The sequence below is a fragment of the Streptomyces sp. NBC_00829 genome (assembly GCF_045161795.1).
In the GTDB taxonomy this organism is placed as follows: Bacteria; Actinomycetota; Actinomycetes; order Streptomycetales; family Streptomycetaceae; genus Streptomyces.
The window spans coordinates 1323585-1342998 of the sequence record NZ_CP108867.1 but is presented as its reverse complement, the minus strand read 5'-3'; the positions used below and the strand labels follow the sequence as shown (position 1 = coordinate 1342998).

Genomic DNA, 19414 nt, shown 5'->3' with positions numbered 1-19414 from the left:
GGGAGAAGTGACGTGGGCGGGATCACTCTGGTGAAGGACGAGCATGCGATGACGGCCGTGGTCCCGCCGGCTGTCTCCGGCGGGCAGGCCGAGGGCGCCGCGCTCAGCCCGCGCCGTGTACGGCTCGTCTTCGGCGGCCTGATGCTCGCGCTGCTCCTTGCCGCGCTGGAGCAGATGATCGTCGCCACCGCCCTCCCGAAGATCGTCGGCGAGCTCCAGGGCCTGGACAGGATGCCCTGGGCGATCACCGCCCATCTCCTCACCGCCACCGTGTGCATGCCCCTCTACGGCAAACTCGGCGATCTCTTCGGCCGCAAGAGCGTCTTCCAGTTCGCGATCGTCGTCTTCGTCGTCGGCTCGGCGCTGGCCGGCTGGTCGCGCGGCATGGACGAATTCATCGTCTTCCGCGCCCTCCAGGGCGTCGGCGCGGGCGGCCTCATGATCGGCGTGCAGGCGGTCATCGCCGATATCGTCCCGGCCCGGGAGCGAGGCCGCTTCATGGGGCTCATCGGCGCGGTCTACGGGCTCGCCTCCGTCGCGGGACCGCTGGTCGGCGGTCTCTTCACCGACCACGCCTCCTGGCGCTGGTGCTTCTACCTCAACGTCCCCTTCGGCCTGCTCAGCCTGATCGTGATCAGCCTGGCGCTGAAGCTCCCCAAGCCCGCCGCCCGGGGCCGCCTCGACATCCTCGGCGCACTCCTCCTCGCCGCGGCCTCGACCTTCCTGGTGCTGCTGACCAGTTGGGGCGGTACGGAGTACGCCTGGGACTCGCGCGTCGTCCTGGGACTGGCGGCCGGGGCCGCCGGAACGACCCTGCTCCTCATCGTCGTCGAGAACTACGCCGCCGAACCGATCATCCCCCTGCGGCTGTTCCGTGACTCGGTCTTCACCGTCACGTGCCTCGTCGGCGCGGTCGCCGGTGTCGCGCTCTTCGGCGTTGCCGCCTGTCTGCCGGCCTTCCTGCAGATGGTCGACGGAGCCGGCGCCACCGAGTCCGGCCTTCTGATGCTCCCGATGATGGGCGGCATCGTCGTCGCCTCGATCGTCTCGGGCCGGCTCATCACCCGCACGGGCCGCTACAAGATCTATCCGGTCCTCGGATGCGCGCTCTCGGCCGTCGGGATGTGGCTGCTTTCCGGACTGGAGCGCGACACACCGCGGCTGGATCTCAGCGTCTGGCAGGCGGTGCTCGGCGTCGGCATCGGACTGGTCATGCCGGTGCTGATCCTCGCCGTGCAGAACTCGGTGCCATCCGCCGACCTCGGCACCGCCACCGGCGCCAACAACTACTTCCGGCAGATCGGCGGCAGCATCGGCGCCGTCGTCTTCGGCACCCTGTTCGCCGGCCGCCTCACGGCCGCCCTCACCGACCGCGTCCCGGCGGGCGCGGACCTCCCGGCTCCGGAGTCCATCACCCCGCAACTGGTGCACGCCCTGCCGCCCGCCCTGCGCGACGGCTACATCCGGGCGTACGCCGACGCGATGCCGCGGATCTTCCTCTACCTCGTGCCGGTGCTCGTGGTCGGCCTCCTCATCGCCTTCTTCCTCAAGGAGAAACCGCTGGTGTCCCAGAATGCCTCCGCCACCGAGACCGTGTCCGTGCCCCAGGCCCGCAGCGCACCCGCCTGGGCCTCGCGGGTCACCATGAGCGGCGTCGCCGTCTGCGGCACCGTCCAGCATCACGACGGCAGCACGGTCCCGCGGGCCGCCCTGACGCTCATCGACGTCCACGGGCGCCAGATCGGACGCGGCGCGAGCGGCGAGGACGGGCGGTACGCACTCAGCGTCCCGGGCTCCGGCTCGTACGTCATGATCGCGGCGGCCGGCGGACACCAGCCGCAGGCGGTCACGGTCACCGTCGGCGAACGCCCCGTGGAGCTCGATGTGGTCCTCGGCGGCGCCGGCCGGCTCGCCGGTGCCGTCGTCACGGCGGACGGTACCCCGGTGCGGGACGCCGCGGTCACCCTCACCGACGTACGCGGCGATGTCGTCGCCACCACCCGCAGCGGCCGGGAGGGCGGCTATGTGATCACGGAGCTGGTGGCCGGGGAGTACACCCTGGCCGCGAGCGCGCCCGCTTTCCGCCCCGCCGCGCTCCCCGTCAGCGTGCAGGCGTCCCGCGAGACCCGGCAGGACATCGAGCTGGCGGGCGGCGCCGTGCTGAAGGGCACCGTACGGGCCGGGGGTGGCCGACCCGTCGAGGAGGCGCGCGTCACGCTGCTGGACGTCGCCGGGAACGTGGTCGACACGCTCACCACCGGTCCGGACGGCACCTTCCGCTTCGTCGACCTGTCCTCGGGCGAGTACACGGTGATCGCCGCGGGCTATCCACCGGTGGCGACGGTCCTGCGGGTCGCGGGCGGCGGACGGAGCGAACGCGACCTTCAACTGGGACACGAAGACTGACCGATCGTCAGTTTCGCTGGTCGGCGAGGTCGTCACCAACGCGGTGCGGCATGCCGACGGCCGCAGTGCCGAGTTTCGGCTGGTCCGGGCCGGGGCGTTGCTGTGCGAGGTGGCGGACGAGGACCACACGCTGCCGACCCTGCTCGACTCGTGCCCCGGCGACGAGCGCGGACGCGGAGTGCGGGTGGTGAGCAGTCTGGCGCGGGAGTGGGGCGCCAGCCGTACGGCCGGGGGCAAGACGGTCCGGTTCGAGCTGGCGCTGCCCTGACCGGGTGGCCGGGCGACCGTGGGGGGCTCGCGTGGCCGGGCTGAGTGGCCGGGCTGTCGTGGGTCGGGTTACGTTGCCCGGTCGGGGGTTCGTGTGAGCCCGGCGTCCCGCTCGAACGCCGCGTGAAGGTATGTCCGCGGAACTTGTCGCCGCAACCCAGGAGCGATAGACCGATCATGACGTTGTGTCACACCCTGGGGAGCTGGTCATGAGCGTGACGAGTCGGTACAAGAACGCCTGGGAAGGCTTCTGGAGCGAGGCCTCAGGCGAACCCGGATCGGTGTTCTGGGACGCGGAGCCGGCGCTCACCGCAGGACTCCATCTCGCGCTGTACGAACCGCATGTGGACCACCCCGGGCTGACCCTGGTGGACCTGGGCTGCGGCAATGGCACGCAGACGCTCTTCCTCGCCGACCGTTTCCCGAAGGTGCTCGGGTTCGATCTGTCGGCCGCCGCGATCGAGCTCGCGCGTGAGCGGGACAAGCCCGGCGACACGCGCTTCCGGGTGATCGACGCGGTGGACACGGACCAGGTGGCGCAGCTGCACGCCGAGCTGGGCGACGCCAATGTCTATATGCGTGGTGTGCTGCACCAGTGCGACGCCGAGGACCGGCAGTCGCTGGCCGACACGATCGCCACCCTGGTGGGTGAGCGCGGGCGTGGTTTCGTGCTGGAACTCGCCGAGGCGGCCGGACAGAAACTGGCACGGCTGGCCCAGGCGCCTTCGGGACCCCTGCCCAAGCTTCAGCCGGTCTTCCGGCACGGCATCGTGCCGGCAGCGGTGGCGGACGCGGATGTGGCGGAGTTCTTCACGACGGCCGGACTCGATGTGATCGCGAGCGGTGAACTGCCGCTGACGACAACGGAGTACGCGTCGGACGGTTCCCGCATCGAGCTGCCCTCGAAATGGCTGGTCGTCGGCCGGAACGGATAGCGACAGCGGCGGTGGGGACGGCGGCCGGCATGCTCCTCCTGGGCCGCCGCCGTCGGCTCGGGCGTCTCGCGCGGGCGTAGTGGTTCCGCCGCGCGACGGACCAGTGGTCTGGCCCGCGGGCAGTTATCCACAGGGCTGGCCGGGTGGTCGGCCGACGCGTACGGTTTCGAGGCATGAAGATCCTCATCAGCGCCGACATGGAAGGCGCCACCGGAGTGACCTGGCCTGCCGACGTGCTGCCAGGCACCCCCCAATGGGAGCGCTGCCGGGCCATGTTCACCTCCGACGTGAACGCGGCCGCGCTCGGATTCTTCGACGGAGGCGCCGACGAGGTACTCATCAACGAGGCGCACTGGACCATGCGCAATCTGTTGCTGGAGCGGCTCGACGAACGGGTTCAGATGCTCACCGGCAAGCACAAGTCGCTGTCGATGGTGGAGGGCGTCCAGCACGGTGACGTGGACGGTATCGCCTTCGTCGGCTATCACACCGGCGCGGGCACGGAGGGTGTGCTCGCGCACACCTACCTCGCCAACTCCGTCACGGGTGTCTGGCTCAACGGCGCGCGGGCGAGCGAGGGTCTCCTCAATGCCCGTGTGGTCGCCGAGTACGGCGTCCCGGTGGTGCTGGTCACCGGGGACGATCTGACCTGTGTGGACGCCGACGGCTATGCGCCCGACGCCCGCAAGGTCGCTGTGAAGGACCACGTCTCGCGGTACGCCGCGGTGTGCCGCACCCCGGGCCGCACCGCGTCCGACATTCGCGCCGCGGCGAAGGAGGCCACGGCCCTCGCCCGGCGGCACGAGCCGATGCGGGACGGCCCGTTCTCCGTGGAACTGGAGTTCGATGCGGACCATCTCGCGGCGGCGGCCACCGTGGTTCCCGGAGTGGCGGGCAGCGGCGAGCGGCGTGTCGCCTACACCAGCGGGACGATGTATGAGGGCATTCGCACCTTCAAAGCGGTCACGACGATCGTCTCGGCGGCGGTGGAGGAGCAGTATGGCTGACGTGACAACGCACATCGACGGACAGGCGCTCGATGAGGTGGTGACCTTCACCTCCGAGATGATCCGGATCGACACCACCAACAGGGGCGGCGGCGACTGCCGTGAGCGCCCCGCCGCGGAGTACGCCGCGGAGCGGCTGGCCGATGCCGGCCTGGAGCCGACCCTGCTGGAGCGAACCCCGGGGCGCACCAATGTCGTCGCCCGGATCGAGGGCACCGACCCCTCCGCCGACGCCCTGCTCGTCCACGGCCACCTGGACGTGGTGCCCGCCGAGCCCGACGACTGGACCGTGCACCCCTTCTCCGGCGAGGTCCGCGACGGTGTGGTGTGGGGGCGCGGCGCCGTCGACATGAAGAACATGGACGCGATGGTCCTCGCCGTCGTCCGTGCGTGGGCCAGGGCCGGCATCAGGCCCCGGCGCGACATCGTCATCGCGTACACCGCCGACGAGGAGGCCAGCGCCGTCGACGGCTCGGGCTTTCTCGCCGACCACCACCCCGGTCTCTTCGAGGGATGCACGGAGGGGATCAGCGAGTCGGGGGCCTTCACCTTCCACGCGGGCCCCGGGATGACGCTCTACCCGATCGCCGCCGGAGAGCGAGGCACCGCGTGGCTCAAGCTGACCGCCCACGGCACGGCCGGGCACGGCTCCAAGGTGAACCACGCCAATGCGGTGAGCCGTCTCGCCGCGGCCGTCGCGCGGATCGGCGACCATCGGTGGCCGGTGCGGCTCACCCCCACCGTGCGGGCGGCACTGGCCGAGCTCGCCCGGCTGCACGGCATCGACACCGATGTGAACGCGGACGACTTCGACGTGGACACCCTGATGGCCAAGCTCGGTCCGTCCGCGGCCCTCGTCGAGCCGACCGTGCGCAACAGCGCCAACCCGACGATGCTGGACGCCGGTTACAAGATCAATGTGATCCCGGGGCACGCCACCGCGTTCATCGACGGGCGGATGCTGCCCGGAGCCGAGGACGAGTTCCAGGAGACCCTCGACCGGCTGACCGGCCCCGACGTCGCGTGGGAGTTCCACCACCGGGAGGTGCCCCTGCAGGCCCCCGTCGACTCCCCGGCGTACGCCAAGATGCGCGCCTCCGTGGAACTCTTCGACCCGGAAGGGCATGTCGTGCCGTACTGCATGCCGGGCGGCACCGACGCCAAGCAGTTCTCCCGCCTGGGCATCACCGGCTACGGCTTCTCGCCGCTGAAGCTCCCCGTCGGCTTCGACTACGCCGCTCTCTTCCACGGCGTCGACGAGCGCGTTCCGGTCGAGGCACTGCATTTCGGCGTCAAGGTTCTCGACCACTATCTGCGGTCCGCATAGGGGGATTCGGCAATGGTACCCACGGGAGCCTACGGAACCTGGCCGTCGCCGATCGACGCGGCGCTCGCCGCCACGCACGACGGGCGCCCGGAGTTTCTCGGCATGATCGGCGACGAGGTGTGGTGGACGAGTCCACGTCCCTCCGAGGGCGGCAGACGCGCCCTGATCCGCCGAAGGGCCGACGGCACCGAGGAGTCGGTGCTCACCGCCCCGTGGGACGTCCGCAGCAGGGTCATCGAGTACGGAGGTCACCCCTGGGCCGGTGACCCGCGCGATGGGGGCGGAGCTCTCGTCGTGTTCGTGCACTTCCCCGACCAGCGGCTGTATCTGTACGAGCCGGACGCGCCCGATGCCGAGCCGCGTCCGCTCACCCCGGTGTCGGCGGTGGGCGGCGGGCTGCGCTGGGTCGATCCCCAGCTACGGACGGACCGGGGCGAAGTCTGGTGCGTGCTGGAGGAGTTCACCGGCGAAGCACCCACGGCCGTACGTCGGGTGATCGCCGCCGTGCCGCTGGACGGCTCCGCCGCCGAGGACCGCGGTGCCGTACGGGAGCTCAGCGACGACCGGCATCGATTCGTCACCGGGCCACGGCTCTCGCCGGACGGCCGGCAGGTGGCCTGGATCGCCTGGAACCATCCGCAGATGCCCTGGGACGGCACGGTCGTGATGCTCGGCGAGGTCGCGGACGAAGGCCCGTTCGAGGAGGTGCGGCCCGTCGTCGGAGACACGGACGAGTCGGTCTGCCAGGTCGACTGGGCTCCGGACGGCTCGCTGCTCTTCGTCTCCGACGTGGGCCACTGGTGGGAACTGCAGCGCATCCGGCCGGCGGTACTCGCGCCCGGTGCGGGAGAGGGCGCCGGACTTGGTGCCGGACCGGGCATCGTGGCGAGCTCCGGACTGTGTCCCGGCCGCGGGGAGGAGTTCGGCGGACCTCTGTGGAAGATCGGGCTGAAGTGGTTCCACCCCCTTCAGAGCGGGCTGATCGCCGTCATCCACGGCAAGGGCGCCACTGCGCTGGGGATTCTCGACCCCGAGACGGGCGAAGTGGTCGATGCCGCGGGGCCCTGGACCGAATGGGCCTCCACGCTCGCCGTCCACGGCGACCGGGTGATCGGGGTCGCCGCCAGCCCCCGGAGCGCGTACGAGGTCGTCGAACTCGACACCGCCACCGGGCGGACCCGGGTGATCGGCTCGGCCCATGACGACCCGGTCGATCCCGTCTACTACCCGGAGCCGCAGATCCGCACGTTCACCGGCCCGGACAACCGCGAGATCCACGCCCATATCTACCCGCCCCACAGCCCGGACCGGATCGCGCCCGACGACGAACTGCCCCCCTTCGTGGTGTGGGCGCACGGCGGACCCACCGGCCATGCCGCGCTCGTGCTCGATCTGGAGATCGCCTACTTCACATCGCGCGGCATCGGAGTCGCCGAGGTCAACTACGGCGGCTCCACCGGGTACGGCAGGCAGTACCGCGACCGGCTGCGTGAGCAGTGGGGCGTCGTCGACGTCGAGGACTGCGCGGCCGTCGCCGAGTCCCTGGCCGCCGAGGGCACCGCGGACCCGGCGCGGATCGCCGTCCGCGGCGGCAGCGCGGGCGGCTGGACCACGGCCGCGTCGCTCACCACCACCGATGTCTACGCCTGCGGCACCATCATGTATCCCGTCCTCGATCCGGAGAGCTGGGCGTCCAGCGAGACCCATGACTTCGAGTCGCGGTATCCGGAGTCACTCATCGGCCCGTTCGCCGAGGTCCCGGGCCGCTATCGCGAGCGCTCCCCGCTGCGGCACATCGACCGTATCGGCGTGCCGTTCCTGCTGCTCCAAGGGCTGGACGACGTCATCTGTCCGCCCGGTCAGTGCGAGCGGTTCCTGGCCCAGATGGCGGGCCGGGGCATCCCGCACGCGTACTTCGCCTTCGAAGGCGAGGGCCACGGCTTCCGCAGGGTCGAGACCATGGTCCGGGCACTCGAATCCGAACTCTCCCTCTACGCCCAGACCTTCGGCATCACCCGCCCCGACATCCCCCTGCTGGAGCTCAAGAAGTGACTCTCACGCCCCTGACCCGGCCCGCACGACTGAGGCCGGGGGCCAAGGCCGCCGTCGTCGCGCCCAGCGGACCCGTCCCCGAGGAGCGGCTCGAAGCGGGTCTGGACATCCTGCGCGGCTGGGACCTCGACCCTCTCGTTCTGCCCCATGTCCGCGACAGGCACCCGGAGTTCGGATATCTCGCGGGTGAGGACAGGGCGCGAGCCCGGGACCTGACCGAGGCCTGGTGCGATCCGTCCGTCTCGGCGGTCGTCTGCGCCCGAGGCGGATACGGCGCCCAGCGCATGGTCGATCTGCTCGACTGGAGCGCCATCCGTGCGGCAGGACCCAAGATCTTCGTCGGGTACAGCGATGTGACGGCGCTGCACGAGGCATTCGCCGTGCGGGCCGGTCTGTCGACCCTGCACGGCCCGATGGCCGCATCGCAGACGTTCCTCAAGGACGCCCGCACCCAGGACTCCCTGCGGGCGACGCTCTTCGAGCCCGAGTCGGTACGGACCCTGGGCCTGGACACGGCCCGCACCATGGTCCCCGGCAGGGCCCGCGGCATCACACTCGGCGGCTGCGTCAGCCTGCTCGCCGCTGATCTCGGGACCCCACACGCCCGTCCCTCGGCCGGTGGCGGTCTGCTGCTGATCGAGGACGTCGGAGAGGAAGGCTACCGCCTCGACAGGATTCTCACCCAACTGCTGCGCTCCGGCTGGCTGGAGGGCGTGAAGGGCATCGCGCTCGGCTCCTGGGCGGAGTGCGGTCCGTACGAAGAGGTGCGGGGCGTGCTCCACGACCGGCTGGGCGGGCTGGGCGTACCGGTCGTGGAGGAGCTGGGCTTCGGGCACAGCGAGACGGCGCTGACGATGCCGCTGGGGGTGGGTGCCGTGCTGGACGCGGACGCGAGGACGCTGACGCTGGACGAGCCCGCGCTCGCGTGACCCGCACGGGTGACCGCGCCTGCTCTCGCGTGACCCGCACGGGTGACCGCGCCTGCTCTCGCGTGACCCGCACGGGTGACCGCGCCTGCTCTCGGGTGGCCCGCACGGGTGACCGCGCCTGCTCTCGGGTGGCCCGCACGGGTGACCGTGCCTACTCTCGGGTGGCCCGCCCGGGTGACCGCGCCCGCGTGGACGCTCCTGGGTGACCCCGTTTCCGGGTGACCCCGCTCCTGGGCGACCGGCGTTCCTTACTCGCCCGGAAGACCCCGCACGACATCCTTGCCCGGACGGCTCCTGCGGAGCCTGTCCGGACCGCTTCTCCGAACGCAGGTTCCCCGGCCTGGTCCGGCGCCTGGTCCGGTCCGGCCCGGTCCGGTCTAGCGGGACGCCGACAGCGCCGCGTACCCCGGCCGCACCACTTCGTCGATCAGGCGGCGGCGCTCCGGCAGCGGCAGGAACGCCGACTCGATCGCCGCGACCGTGAACTGCTCGAAGACCTCCGGGCCGTAGCCGAAGGCGTCCGCCATGTGCTGGAACTCCTGGCTCATCGTGGTGCCGGAGACCAGACGGTTGTCGGTGTTGAGCGTGACGCGGAAGCCGAGGCGGCGCAGCAGGTCGATGGGGTGGGTCGCGTAGTCCTTCGCGGCGCCCGTCTGGAGGTTGGACGTCGGGCAGACCTCCAGGGCGATCCGGTTGTCGCGCACATACGCGGCCAGGTGGCCCAGGTCGGCCGAGCCGTCGTCGTGCACGGCGATGTCGTCGGTGATGCGGACTCCATGACCGATCCGCTCGGCGCCGCAGATCTGGACCGCCTCGTGGATGGACTCGGCGCCGACTGCCTCGCCCGCGTGGATCGTGAAGTGGCAGTTGTGCCGCTTCAGATGCTGGAAGGCAGGCAGATGGCGGGCGGGCGGGTTGCCGATCTCGCCGCCCGCGATGTCGAAGCCCGCGACTCCGCGCTCACGGTGGGCGACCGTCAGCTCGGCTATCTCCAGGGAGCGGTCCGTGTGGCGCATACCGGTGAGCAGCGCGCGGACGGTGATGCGCCCGCCGCTGCGGCGCTCGCCCTCGCGGAAGCCCGCGTTGACCGCGTCGACCACCTCGTCGAGGGTAAGGCCGCGCTCCAGGTGCTGCTCGGGGGCGTACCGCACCTCCGCGTACACGACACCGTCCGCGGCCAGGTCCTCGGCGCACTCCGCCGCGATGCGCTCCAGCGCCTCACGGGTCTGCATCACCGCGCAGGTGTGGGCGAAGGTCTCCAGGTACCGCTCCAGAGAGCCGGAGTCGGCCGCGTCGCGGAACCAGACCGCCAGCGCTGCCGGATCCTCGGTGGGCAGCTCGTGGTAGCCGCAGTGCCGGGCCAGCTCGATGATCGTGGCGGGGCGCAGGCCGCCGTCGAGGTGGTCGTGGAGGACGGCCTTCGGTGCGCGCAAGATGTCAGACAAGTGCATGCGCAGGGAGTGTACGCCATCCGAGTCGGGGGCTGTCCCCGTCCTCGGGACATCCTTGCGGCAGCCTCCTGCGGGCCCTCCCGGACCGGCTCCCGGACCGGCTCCCGACCGGCTGCCTCGCCGGCTCCTGGACCGGCTGCCTCGCCGTGCTCAGTTCGACTGGAGCACGGGCATCGCGGGCGCCCCCGTGGGCAGCATGTGCTTGGCCGCGAGGATCGGGGTCTGGCCGACCCGTACCACCTGGGTGACCAGCACGGCAGGGGTGTCGGCCGGCCGTCCCAGCTGCTCGCCGCGGCGCTGCCCGAGCAGGGTCGCCGTCACCCCGCTGTGCGCGGTCAGCCCCACCCCTCGGGAGGCCGTCGACAGCACCGCGAGCATGGACGTCGCCGCCTGAGCGGGGGCGGGGTGTGCCCGCAGTGCCTCGACGAAGGCCGGATGCGTCCGGTCCAGGACCTCCTCGGCCGCCGCCCACTCCTGGCTGAGGGCGGCCGCCGTGCCTTCGCCGACCAGCAGGGACTCCCAGAACCGCAGCTCCGCCCTGGCCGGTGCGAGCAGATGCTGGGTGGTGAAGTCGGTGGGCTCCTCCACGGCGCGCAGCAGCGGCCGGACCCGGAGCGGGGAGCCGGCCGACAACAGCTCTTCCAGCGGCTGAATGTGTTCGTAACCCCGTCTGGGCGGGCGGTCGTTGACGGTACGGCCGACTCCCCGGCGCACCGTGAGCAGCCCGTCCTCCTGGAGCAGCAGCAGCGCTTCGCGGAGCGCGGGCCTGCTGACCCCGAGCTCGGCCGCCAAGCGTGGTTCCGAGGGCAGGGTCGAACCGGGCGGATAGGTGCCCTCGTGGATGGCGTCCGCGATCCGCTCGTACAGGACGACGACCGGCCTTCGCTGCTGTCCGCTGACTGCCACTGACCCTCCTCGGCTCACTTGTCAGCAAGTTATGTGAGGTCTTTGAGCGGGGCAATGGCCGCCACGTATCCGATGAACTGCGAATTTCCGTTCATGCGCAATGCGCGGCGGGAAGGAGTCGTTGTGCTTCGCTCTTGGATCCCATCCCTCTGAAGTCTACTTGTCAGACAAGGTAGCGTGGTCTGGGGGTGTTGCCTCGGTACGGCCGCCGTCGCAGCGCGCCTCCCGGGGCGGTCACCGTCGAGGACGAGCCTCAGTCGGTGCTCACCCACCACTGACATGCCGGCACCTCACGCGTAACACCGTCCGGCCCGGTTAGCCTGGCGCGATGCCCGCCTCCTCTACCGCCACGATCTACCTCGCCGTGGGCCCCCGCGTCGGTCTGCGTCCCTATGCGTACGACGACAGCGAGGAGTTCACCCGGCACGCACGCCTGAGTACCGGGCACCACCGGCCCTGGCTCTTCCCGCCCGTCACCGCCACCACGTACGCCGTCTATGCGCGCAAGCTCATCGAAGACCCGGGCAGGGCGGGATTCCTCGTCTGCGAGCGGGAGACGGGCGCCATCGCGGGCTTCATCAACATCAACAACATCGTCGAGGGCGGCTTCCGCTCCGGGGCGATCGGCTACGGCGCGTTCGCGCACGCCGTCGGCCGCGGACTCATGGGCGAGGGCCTCGGCCTGCTGGTGCGGCACGCCTTCGGCGCCATGGACCTGCACCGGCTGGAGGCGAACATCTAGCCGGTCAACACGGCGTCGATCGGGCTCGTGAGCGGCGCGGGCTTCCGCCTCGAAGGCTTCTCGCCCGACTTCCTCTTCATCGACGGGGCATGGCGCGACCACGAGCGCTGGGCGATCACCACCGAGATGCTCGCCCGCACGGAGAGCGCAGGCTGAGCGGTCCCTCACCGTCCGCCGCGTCCGAGACGACGACAGATCGTCGCCGCCTTTGCCGAAGACTGACCCACGGCGCCCCTGGTCAGTGCAGAGCACACCGTGTTCCATGGTCAGCGGGGTGTCGGCCACCAGGAGCCGTCGGCAGCCCGCGCAGAGGATGCGAGGTTGCCTTGGCCACCACCGTGCGGCGAACCGTACTGACCCTGCCCGCAGCCCCTGTCGGGCCGCCCAATCCGCTGCCCGCACTGCGTCCGCTGGACGAGATGCACTCGGTCGACGAGCGCGCCAAGCAGCACATGCCGCGCGAGATGGCACGGCAGATCGGCTACGAACCCCTGCGCACGCTGTTGCCCGTGCGGGTGCTGGACGGGTACGGCCGGGAGCGCACGGAGACCGACCTGGACGCGATCGTGATCGAGAACGAACGGCTGCGGGCCACGGTGCTGCCGGGCCTCGGCGGCCGGATCCACTCGCTCCATCACAAGCCGACCGGGCGTGAACTGCTCTACCGCAACCCGGTGTTCCAGCCGGCCGACTTCGCGCTCAACGGCGCCTGGTACTCCGGCGGCATCGAGTGGAACATCGGCGCCACCGGCCACACCACCCTGTCCTGCGCACCCCTGCACGCCGCTGTCGTCCCCGGCCCCGACGGCGGCGAGATGGTCAGGCTCTGGGAGTGGGAGCGCCTGCGCGACCTGCCCTTCCAGGTCGACCTGTGGCTGCCCGACGACTCCGACTTCCTCCATGTCGGGGTGCGGATACGCAATCCGCACGAGCGGGCCGCAGCCGTCTACTGGTGGTCCAACATCGCCGTCGACGAACACGACGGCACGCGCGTGCTCGCACCCGCCGACGAGGCCTGGCACTTCGGTTACGAGCGCAGCCTGCGGCGAGTGACCGTGCCACACCACCGGGGCGCGGACCGCACGTACCCGCTGCGCAGCGAGTACCCCGCCGACTACTTCTACGAAGTGCCGGCCGAGGCCCGCAAGTGGATCGCCTCGCTCGACGCCGGCGGCCGGGGACTCGTCCAGACGTCGACCGATGTGCTGAGCGGGCGCAAGCTCTTCCTCTGGGGCTCGGGGCCCGGCGGCCGACGCTGGCAGCAGTGGCTCACCGAGCCCGGCACGGGAGGCTACGCGGAGATCCAGGCCGGGCTCGCACGCACCCAGCTGGAGCATGTACGCCTCGACGGCGGCGGGGAGTTCAGCTGGCTGGAGTCGTACGGGCCCCTGGCCGCCGACCCTGCGGCGGTGCACGGCGACGACTGGGGAGCTGCCCGCGCCGAGGCCGAGGCCCGGCTCGCCGACGCCCTGCCCCGCCAGGCCGTGGACGCCGCCTACGCGGCCTGGCTGCCCTGCGCCGACACCGAACCGGGCGAGCGGATCTCGACCGGATCGGGCTGGGGCGCGCTGGAGGTGCTGCGGGCCGGACACAAGCTGCCCGGAACGCCCTTCGACCAGTCGGCGATCGGCGAAGAGCAGGAGCCCTGGCGTCAGTTGCTGAAGACCGGTGTCTTCCCCGAGCCGCGCAAGGTGGTCCCGCCGGGCCCCTCGCTCGTCGCACCGCACTGGCGGGACATGCTGGAGACCGCGCCCGCCGACCCGCTGGCCGAGTACCATCTCGGCGTCGCCCAGTGGCATGCGGGCGATCTCGCCCAGGCCGTCCGCAGCTGGGAGCGCGGCCTGCGACTCGCCCCGTCCCGCTGGCCGTTGCTGCGCTGCCTCGCCGTCGCGGACCAGGAGGGCGGCAACGCGGCCCGCGCCGCCGAACACTACGCCGAGGCATTCGACGACCTGTGCCAGGAGCGGCGCGACGACGGAGAGAGCTGGACGTCGGCCATGGCAGCCCTCGGCCGCGAGGCGATCGGGGCCCTGCTCGCCGTCGGCCGCACCGCCGAGGCCCGCGCGGTCCTGGACCGGCTGCGCCCGGAGGTGCGGCAGCGTGGCCGCTTCCGCCTGATCGACGCCCAACTCCTCGTCGCCGAGGGCCGCACGGACGAGGCGCGCGCGGTGTTCGACGAGGGGTTCGAGGTGGCCGATCTGCGCGAGGGCGCAGAAATCCTCGACGAGGTGTGGTCCCGGATCAGCGACGAGCCGCTGCCCGAGGCGTACGACTACCGGATGCGTCCACGGAGCTGACTCCGGCGAGGTCAGGCGACCGGCTTGCGGTCCACGTACTCGAAGACCGACCCGTCCGGGTGGACAGCGATCAGATTGCGGCCCACCGGGGTCGGCACGGGGCCCACGAGGATCTTCGCGCCGACCTCGCAGAGCGTCCTGCCCGCCGCCTCCACGTCCTTGACGGCGATCGTCGCCGTGACCTTGCGCAGCACTTCCAGCTCCGACTCCGGCCCGCTCATCAGCAGGAAGCAGCCGACCGCCGCGACCGAGACACCGCTGCGCTCGAAGCGCAGCGGTGCGGCTCCGGTGAGTCTTTCGTAGAAGGCTGCCGCGGCCTCCAGATCGTCGACGCAGATACGCAGCGTGGTTCCGAGGATCTCCATACGGCGAGCGTAGTTCGCGAGGTCCGGGGACGGCATCCGCTTGCCCGATCGCGAACGGACGGAGCGGCGGGTTCACCCCCCGGCTCCACCGCCGCCCCTGCTGTCCCTCGGCCTCGCAGCCGATTCACGCCCGGCAGATGACCTCGCCGTGCGGAACCATGAACCAGGCGTCGTCCTTCTCGCCCCACTCGCGCCAGCCCTCCGCCGTCGCCGCCAGCTCCTCGGGCGTCGTATGGCCGCCGTCGACGGCGAGCTTCGCGTACACCGACGCCGTCGTACGGTCCGCCCACAGGCCGCTCCACCAGGCGCGCTCGCCGGGTGTGGCGAAACACCACGCGGCGGCGGAGGCGGTGATGTCGGTGAAACCCGCCGCCCGGGCCCAGGACAGCAGTCGGCGTCCGGCGTCCGGCTCGCCGCCGTTCGCGCGGGCCACGCGCCGGTACAGCCCCAGCCAGGTGTCGAGCACGGGGAGCTCGGGGAACCAGGTGAACGCGCCGTAGTCGCTGTCGCGCGCCGCGACGACTCCGCCGGGGCGGCAGACCCGTCGCATCTCGCGCAGCGCCCGTACGGGATCGCCGACGTGCTGGAGCACCTGGTGCGCGTGGACGACGTCGAAGCAGTCGTCGGGGAAGTCCAGCGCGTGGACATCGGCGACCGCGAAGCGGATGTTGTCCAGGCCGCGGTCGGTGGCCGTCCCGCGCGCCTGGTGCAGTACGTCCTCGGCCGCGTCGACCGCCGTCACCTGCCCCGGTGCGACCAGCTCGGCCAGATCGGCGGTGATGGTGCCCGGACCGCAGCCCACGTCCAACACGGCCATGCCCGGACGGAGTTCACCGATGAGATATGCCGCCGAGTTCGCGGCGGTCCGCCAGCGGTGCGAGCGCAGCACGGACTCGTGGTGCCCGTGGGTGTAGACGGCGGTCTCCTTCGACATGGCCGGTCCCCTTCTCCGGAAGCAGATACCGCAACGTTACGCCGCCGTACCGTATTTCAAGACTCGTGTCTTGCCATGTGGCCCGGCGCGCGAGGGGTGTCGCGGGAACAGCGTTCCGGCGCACGGCGGTGGCCGCTCGCACGCCGTTTCGAGTCGGTACCTCGGCGGACCCACAGCGATCCCGGAGACCGGCGGCCTCCTGCTGCTCGCCGGCCCCGACGCATTCGCGGCTGGCTGCCTCGTCGAACGGCCGCGCCTGCCGAGGCGCGGGGAGTGCACCGTGCTTCCGGCAGTCACCGGATCGGCCGCTGATAGCGCAGCTTGAGCAGCGGACGGCCGCCGGTCGTATCGACCTCCACGGCGCCGTCCTGACGCCAGCCGGCCGCCTCGTAGAACCGGCGGGCCCGGTCGTTGTCCTCCAGCACCCACAGGGTCACCCTGGTGCAGCCCGCGCGCGTCAGTTCCTGGACGACCGCGGCCAGCAGGGCTCTCCCGACACCGGTGCCCCAGACCTCGGGCAGCGCGTAGAACATGCCGATCTCCGCGCTGCCCGCCGTGCGCCCCGGCCCGTAACCGGCGAAGGCGACGATCCCCTCGTCGGACTCGGCGACCAGCGCCCCCGCGGCGGGCCTGCGGGGCTCGGTCAGCCGGCCCGTCCAGGCCAGCGCCTCCCGAGCCGGATCGAGCGCGACGAGCTGGTCCTGCGGTACGAGACCGGAGAACGCCGCGTGCCGGGAACGTCCGTGCACCGCGGCGATCCCCGGCGCGTCACGGGTCTGCGCGCGGCGGATCTGCATGCGCCCATCGTGCGGGACGCCGCCCGAGCCCGTCGATCAGATTTCCGCGCACGCCCGGGTACGGCACGCGCCCGGCGCGCATCCGTGTCGCCCCGACCTCAGAGCAGGGCCTGCGGGCGGTAGACGGTGAGCGCCTCGATCTCCTTGTCCACCACCAACTCCCGTGGCGCGGGCGCCACTTCGCCGTCGTACGCCAGATGCGTGCCCGGAGTCAGGCCGGAGATCCGCAGCTTCCGCAGCTTCTGCGCCGCGTGCACCGGCGAGCGGCTCAGGGGGCCGGCGAGCGCCGCGGCCAGCAGCCGCAGCCCCGGCCAGCGGCCACCGTGCACGATCCGCACATCGAGCAGGCCGTCCGCCAGATCCGGGCGGTGTCCCGGGGTCGGGCCCATCGCCTGATACATGCCGTTCCCCGCGAACAGCAGCCACATCGGGCGGCGGCGGCCCTGCACCTCGGCCTCCAGCGGGTGCTCGCCGCGCAGCACCCGCGCCGCCGCGAGCACCCCGGCCGGCCAGCCGCCGATGCGCGGCGACCAGTGCTCTCGGATGCGCACCAGCTCCGGGTAGACGCCCAGGCTGAAGGTGTTGAGGAAGTACGCCGGGGCCTCGTCCGACGGATCGCCGTCCCTCTTGCCGCCGCGTGGGCCGGGGGTGAAGCGCCCCAGATCGACGCGTACCGCCTCGCCGCCCCGCACCGCACGGCAGGTGTCCTCGACCTCCTCTATGCCCAGGTCGTACGCGAAGTGGTTGAGCGTGCCACCGGGGAAGACCGCGAGCGGCACAGCGTGGGCAACGGCGACCGTGGCGGCCCGGTTGACGGTGCCGTCGCCGCCCAGCACACCCAGCGCCCGGCCCCGCCCCGCCGCCTTCTCCAGCTCGGCCGACAGCTCATCGGGTGCGCATTCCACGACCTCGGCGAGCGGTAGCGACGCCCGCAGCAGCGCCGCCGAATCGGCAGAGCCCGCCTGCCGGTTGACCACGACGACCAGGCCCTCGCCCTCGGGCAGCGCGGGCGCGTCCACATGCGGCCGGCCGGGCGGCGGCAGCTGTGAGCGGGTCGGCACCATGCCGCGCACCGCGAGCGCGGCGCCCACGCCCAGTGCCGCGCCCACCAGAACATCGCTCGGATAGTGGACGCCCGTGTAGACACGAGAGAAGGCGACCGAAGCGGCCAGCGGCACGACCACCGCTCCCCAGCCCCTCGACTCCAGCGCGACGCCGGTCGCGAAGGCCGCAGCCGAAGCGGCGTGCCCGGAGGGGAAGCTCGTGGTGAACGGCTGTCGCTTCAGCTGCCGTATCACCGGCACCGCGTCCAGCAGCGGCCGTGTCCTGCGCACCGCGTGCTTGCCCACGGTGTTGATCGCCGCGGAGGCGAGCGCCAGGGACGCCACTCCCCGTACGGCGGCACGTCGCGAGCGGGCGCCGTGCCCCAGCGCCGCGATCCCGGCGGCCGCGCCGAGCCAGAGCAGCCCGTGGTTGGCGCTGCGGCTCAGCCGTGGCAGCACGGGCTCCGCACCCGGCCACCGCCGGGCGGCCACCGAGTGAAAAGCCTGCCGGTCCCACTGACCGAGCAGCTCCGAGACTGTGGCGCGGAGCTGAGGAATCCCTTGTGCGTCTACGTCGGACATGGATCGCGGGTACCCCGTCGTCGGCCCTGCCACGCAGGGGGGGAACCCATTCGGCCACGTCAGCGCCCAGGCCGCGGCTCCCGCCCGGCGGACACCCGCAAACCTCCGTATAAAGGGCATGGGACGCGAAGGACGGAGGTGGCGGCATGCGGCGGACGGCTCCGGAGGGACGCGGCCCGGTCCGCTACGGTCCGCCCGCACCCGAGCCCGGACTGCCCGTGCTCCCCGAGCTCGCCGATGTACTCGGCTCCGCCTCGGACCGGGCCGCGGGGGAGCCTCCCGGCGGCGGTCCGAGGCTGCGCGAGGCCGTCTGCGGCTACTGGTGGCGGCGCGGACTGCACTCCCGGCCCGACGAGGTGGTCGCAGCGTCCGGCCCGCAGCCCCTGCTGTTCGGGCTGATCGGGGCGTACCGAGGGGATGTGCTGATGCCCCGGCCCTGCCCCGCCTGGTGGACTCCGCAGGCCCGGCTGCTGGGCCGGCCCGCCTACCATGTGCCGACGCCGGCGGAGTGCGGTGGCGTACCCGACCCGTACGCCCTGCTGGAGACCGTACGCAGAGTGCGCGCCGAGGGCGGCATGCCCCGTCTGCTGATTCTGTCCGTGGCCGACGACCCCACAGCCACCGTCGCCCCGCCCGAGTCCGTGCTCGAGGCGTGCGAGGCCGCGGTGGGCGAGGGCCTGCACATCATCAGCGACGAGACGTGGCGGGACACGCTCCACCGGCCGCACGAGACCGTGCTGCTGAGCCCCGCCGAGATGTACCCCGACGACGTCACGGTCATCAGCGATCTGTCGGGCGCGCTCACCCCCGCCTCCTGGCCGGTCGCCGTCGCCCGTTTCCCCGGCGGCGACCGGAGCGCGACGCGGCGGGCCAGAACCCTCGACATCCTCACCGCGCTCGGCGCGGTTGTCGCGGAGCCGATCGCGGCCGCCGCCGCCCACGCGCTCGATGAACCGGCGTCCGTCACCGAACGGGCCGAGCGGGCGGCCGCCCTGCACGCGCGTGTGGCCGCCGCGGCGCACCGGGCGGTGCTCGTCTCCGGCGCCCTGGCCCGGCCGCCGCAGGCGGGCCGACACCTGTACGCCGACCTCGGCCCGCTGCGCTCCCGGCTGGCCGAGCGGGGTGTGACCGACTCCATGGAACTGGAGGAGTATCTGACCGACCGGCTCGGGGCACCTGTTCCGGGCGGCCACCGGTTCGGCGACGAGCTGGGCGCGCTGCGGGTGCGGCTGGCCACCGGCCCGCTGCTGGGAGCGACTCCCGAGCAGCGGCAGGAATCCCTCACCTCACCGGCACCCCTGGAATTGCCGCATGTGGCCGAGGCGTTGAGCATTCTTGGAACGGCCTTCGACGAACTGCGTTGAACGGAGCCCC

Annotated in this window: 14 protein-coding genes and 2 pseudogenes; 10 read left to right on the top strand and 6 right to left on the bottom strand. The window is 72.0% G+C overall.

The window, feature by feature from the left end:
- Positions 1-12 precede the first annotated feature (12 nt).
- The 7 genes and pseudogenes from OG293_RS05760 (at position 13) to OG293_RS05730 (ending at position 8923) form a co-directional block, all read left to right on the top strand.
- The gene (locus OG293_RS05760; RefSeq protein ID WP_405997678.1) at positions 13-2406 is read left to right on the top strand and encodes an MFS transporter; all 2394 of its coding nucleotides are present in this window, start codon (positions 13-15) and stop codon (positions 2404-2406) included.
- A gap of 16 nt (positions 2407-2422) precedes the next feature.
- Positions 2423-2674, top strand: a pseudogene (locus tag OG293_RS05755) (ATP-binding protein); the annotation flags it as partial.
- Between the two features lie 208 nt (positions 2675-2882).
- The gene (locus tag OG293_RS05750; RefSeq protein WP_405997677.1) at positions 2883-3608 is read left to right on the top strand and encodes a class I SAM-dependent methyltransferase; all 726 of its coding nucleotides are present in this window, start codon (positions 2883-2885) and stop codon (positions 3606-3608) included.
- A 173-nt stretch (positions 3609-3781) separates the two neighbouring features.
- Positions 3782-4615 (top strand): M55 family metallopeptidase, encoded by an 834-nt coding sequence (locus OG293_RS05745; RefSeq protein ID WP_405997676.1) that lies wholly within the window; start codon positions 3782-3784, stop codon positions 4613-4615.
- Positions 4608-5942, top strand: coding sequence for a M20/M25/M40 family metallo-hydrolase (locus tag OG293_RS05740; RefSeq protein WP_405997675.1), 1335 nt, complete (start codon positions 4608-4610; stop codon positions 5940-5942). The genes OG293_RS05745 and OG293_RS05740 overlap by 8 nt, the downstream gene beginning before the upstream one ends.
- Positions 5943-5954: 12 nt before the next feature.
- Positions 5955-7994, top strand: a complete 2040-nt coding sequence (locus tag OG293_RS05735) for a S9 family peptidase (protein ID WP_405997674.1) — start codon at positions 5955-5957, stop codon at positions 7992-7994.
- Positions 7991-8923, top strand: a complete 933-nt coding sequence (locus OG293_RS05730) for an LD-carboxypeptidase (RefSeq protein WP_405997673.1) — start codon at positions 7991-7993, stop codon at positions 8921-8923. Before OG293_RS05735 ends, OG293_RS05730 begins: the two co-directional genes overlap by 4 nt.
- 377 nt (positions 8924-9300) lie before the next feature.
- Here the strand turns inward: OG293_RS05730 and OG293_RS05725 are convergent, their stop codons facing one another.
- The gene (locus OG293_RS05725) at positions 9301-10374 is read right to left on the bottom strand and encodes an adenosine deaminase (RefSeq protein ID WP_405997672.1); all 1074 of its coding nucleotides are present in this window, start codon (positions 10372-10374) and stop codon (positions 9301-9303) included.
- 150 nt (positions 10375-10524) lie between these two features.
- Positions 10525-11280, bottom strand: a complete 756-nt coding sequence (locus OG293_RS05720) for a GntR family transcriptional regulator (RefSeq protein WP_405997671.1) — start codon at positions 11278-11280, stop codon at positions 10525-10527.
- A gap of 328 nt (positions 11281-11608) precedes the next feature.
- On the opposite strand from OG293_RS05720, the pseudogene OG293_RS05715 reads away from it, so the two are divergent.
- Together OG293_RS05715 and OG293_RS05710 are read left to right on the top strand one after the other, a co-directional pair.
- Positions 11609-12178: pseudogene (locus OG293_RS05715) on the top strand (GNAT family N-acetyltransferase).
- Positions 12179-12348: 170 nt separating this feature from the next.
- A complete protein-coding gene (locus OG293_RS05710; protein WP_405997670.1) occupies positions 12349-14319 on the top strand; it encodes a DUF5107 domain-containing protein in 1971 nt (656 codons plus the stop codon).
- An 11-nt stretch (positions 14320-14330) separates the two neighbouring features.
- Here OG293_RS05710 and OG293_RS05705 read toward each other — a convergent pair whose 3' ends face one another.
- The 4 genes from OG293_RS05705 to OG293_RS05690 all read right to left on the bottom strand — a co-directional run bounded on the left by OG293_RS05705 (position 14331) and on the right by OG293_RS05690 (position 18040).
- Positions 14331-14684 carry a VOC family protein gene (locus OG293_RS05705; RefSeq protein ID WP_405997669.1) on the bottom strand — a complete coding sequence of 118 codons (354 nt, stop codon included), beginning with the start codon at positions 14682-14684 and terminating at the stop codon, positions 14331-14333.
- A 124-nt stretch (positions 14685-14808) separates the two neighbouring features.
- Positions 14809-15618: a class I SAM-dependent methyltransferase gene (locus tag OG293_RS05700; protein ID WP_405997668.1), complete on the bottom strand. Its 810-nt coding sequence runs from the start codon at positions 15616-15618 to the stop codon at positions 14809-14811.
- Positions 15619-15911: 293 nt separating this feature from the next.
- On the bottom strand, positions 15912-16415 hold the full coding sequence (locus OG293_RS05695; protein WP_405997667.1) for a GNAT family N-acetyltransferase: 504 nt from the start codon (positions 16413-16415) through the stop codon (positions 15912-15914).
- Between the two features lie 98 nt (positions 16416-16513).
- Positions 16514-18040, bottom strand: a complete 1527-nt coding sequence (locus OG293_RS05690) for a bifunctional phosphatase PAP2/diacylglycerol kinase family protein (RefSeq protein WP_405997666.1) — start codon at positions 18038-18040, stop codon at positions 16514-16516.
- 146 nt (positions 18041-18186) lie between these two features.
- On the opposite strand from OG293_RS05690, the gene OG293_RS05685 reads away from it, so the two are divergent.
- Complete coding sequence (locus OG293_RS05685; RefSeq protein ID WP_405997665.1) at positions 18187-19404, top strand: aminotransferase class I/II-fold pyridoxal phosphate-dependent enzyme; 1218 nt, start codon at positions 18187-18189, stop codon at positions 19402-19404.
- The last annotated feature ends 10 nt before the right edge of the window (positions 19405-19414 follow it).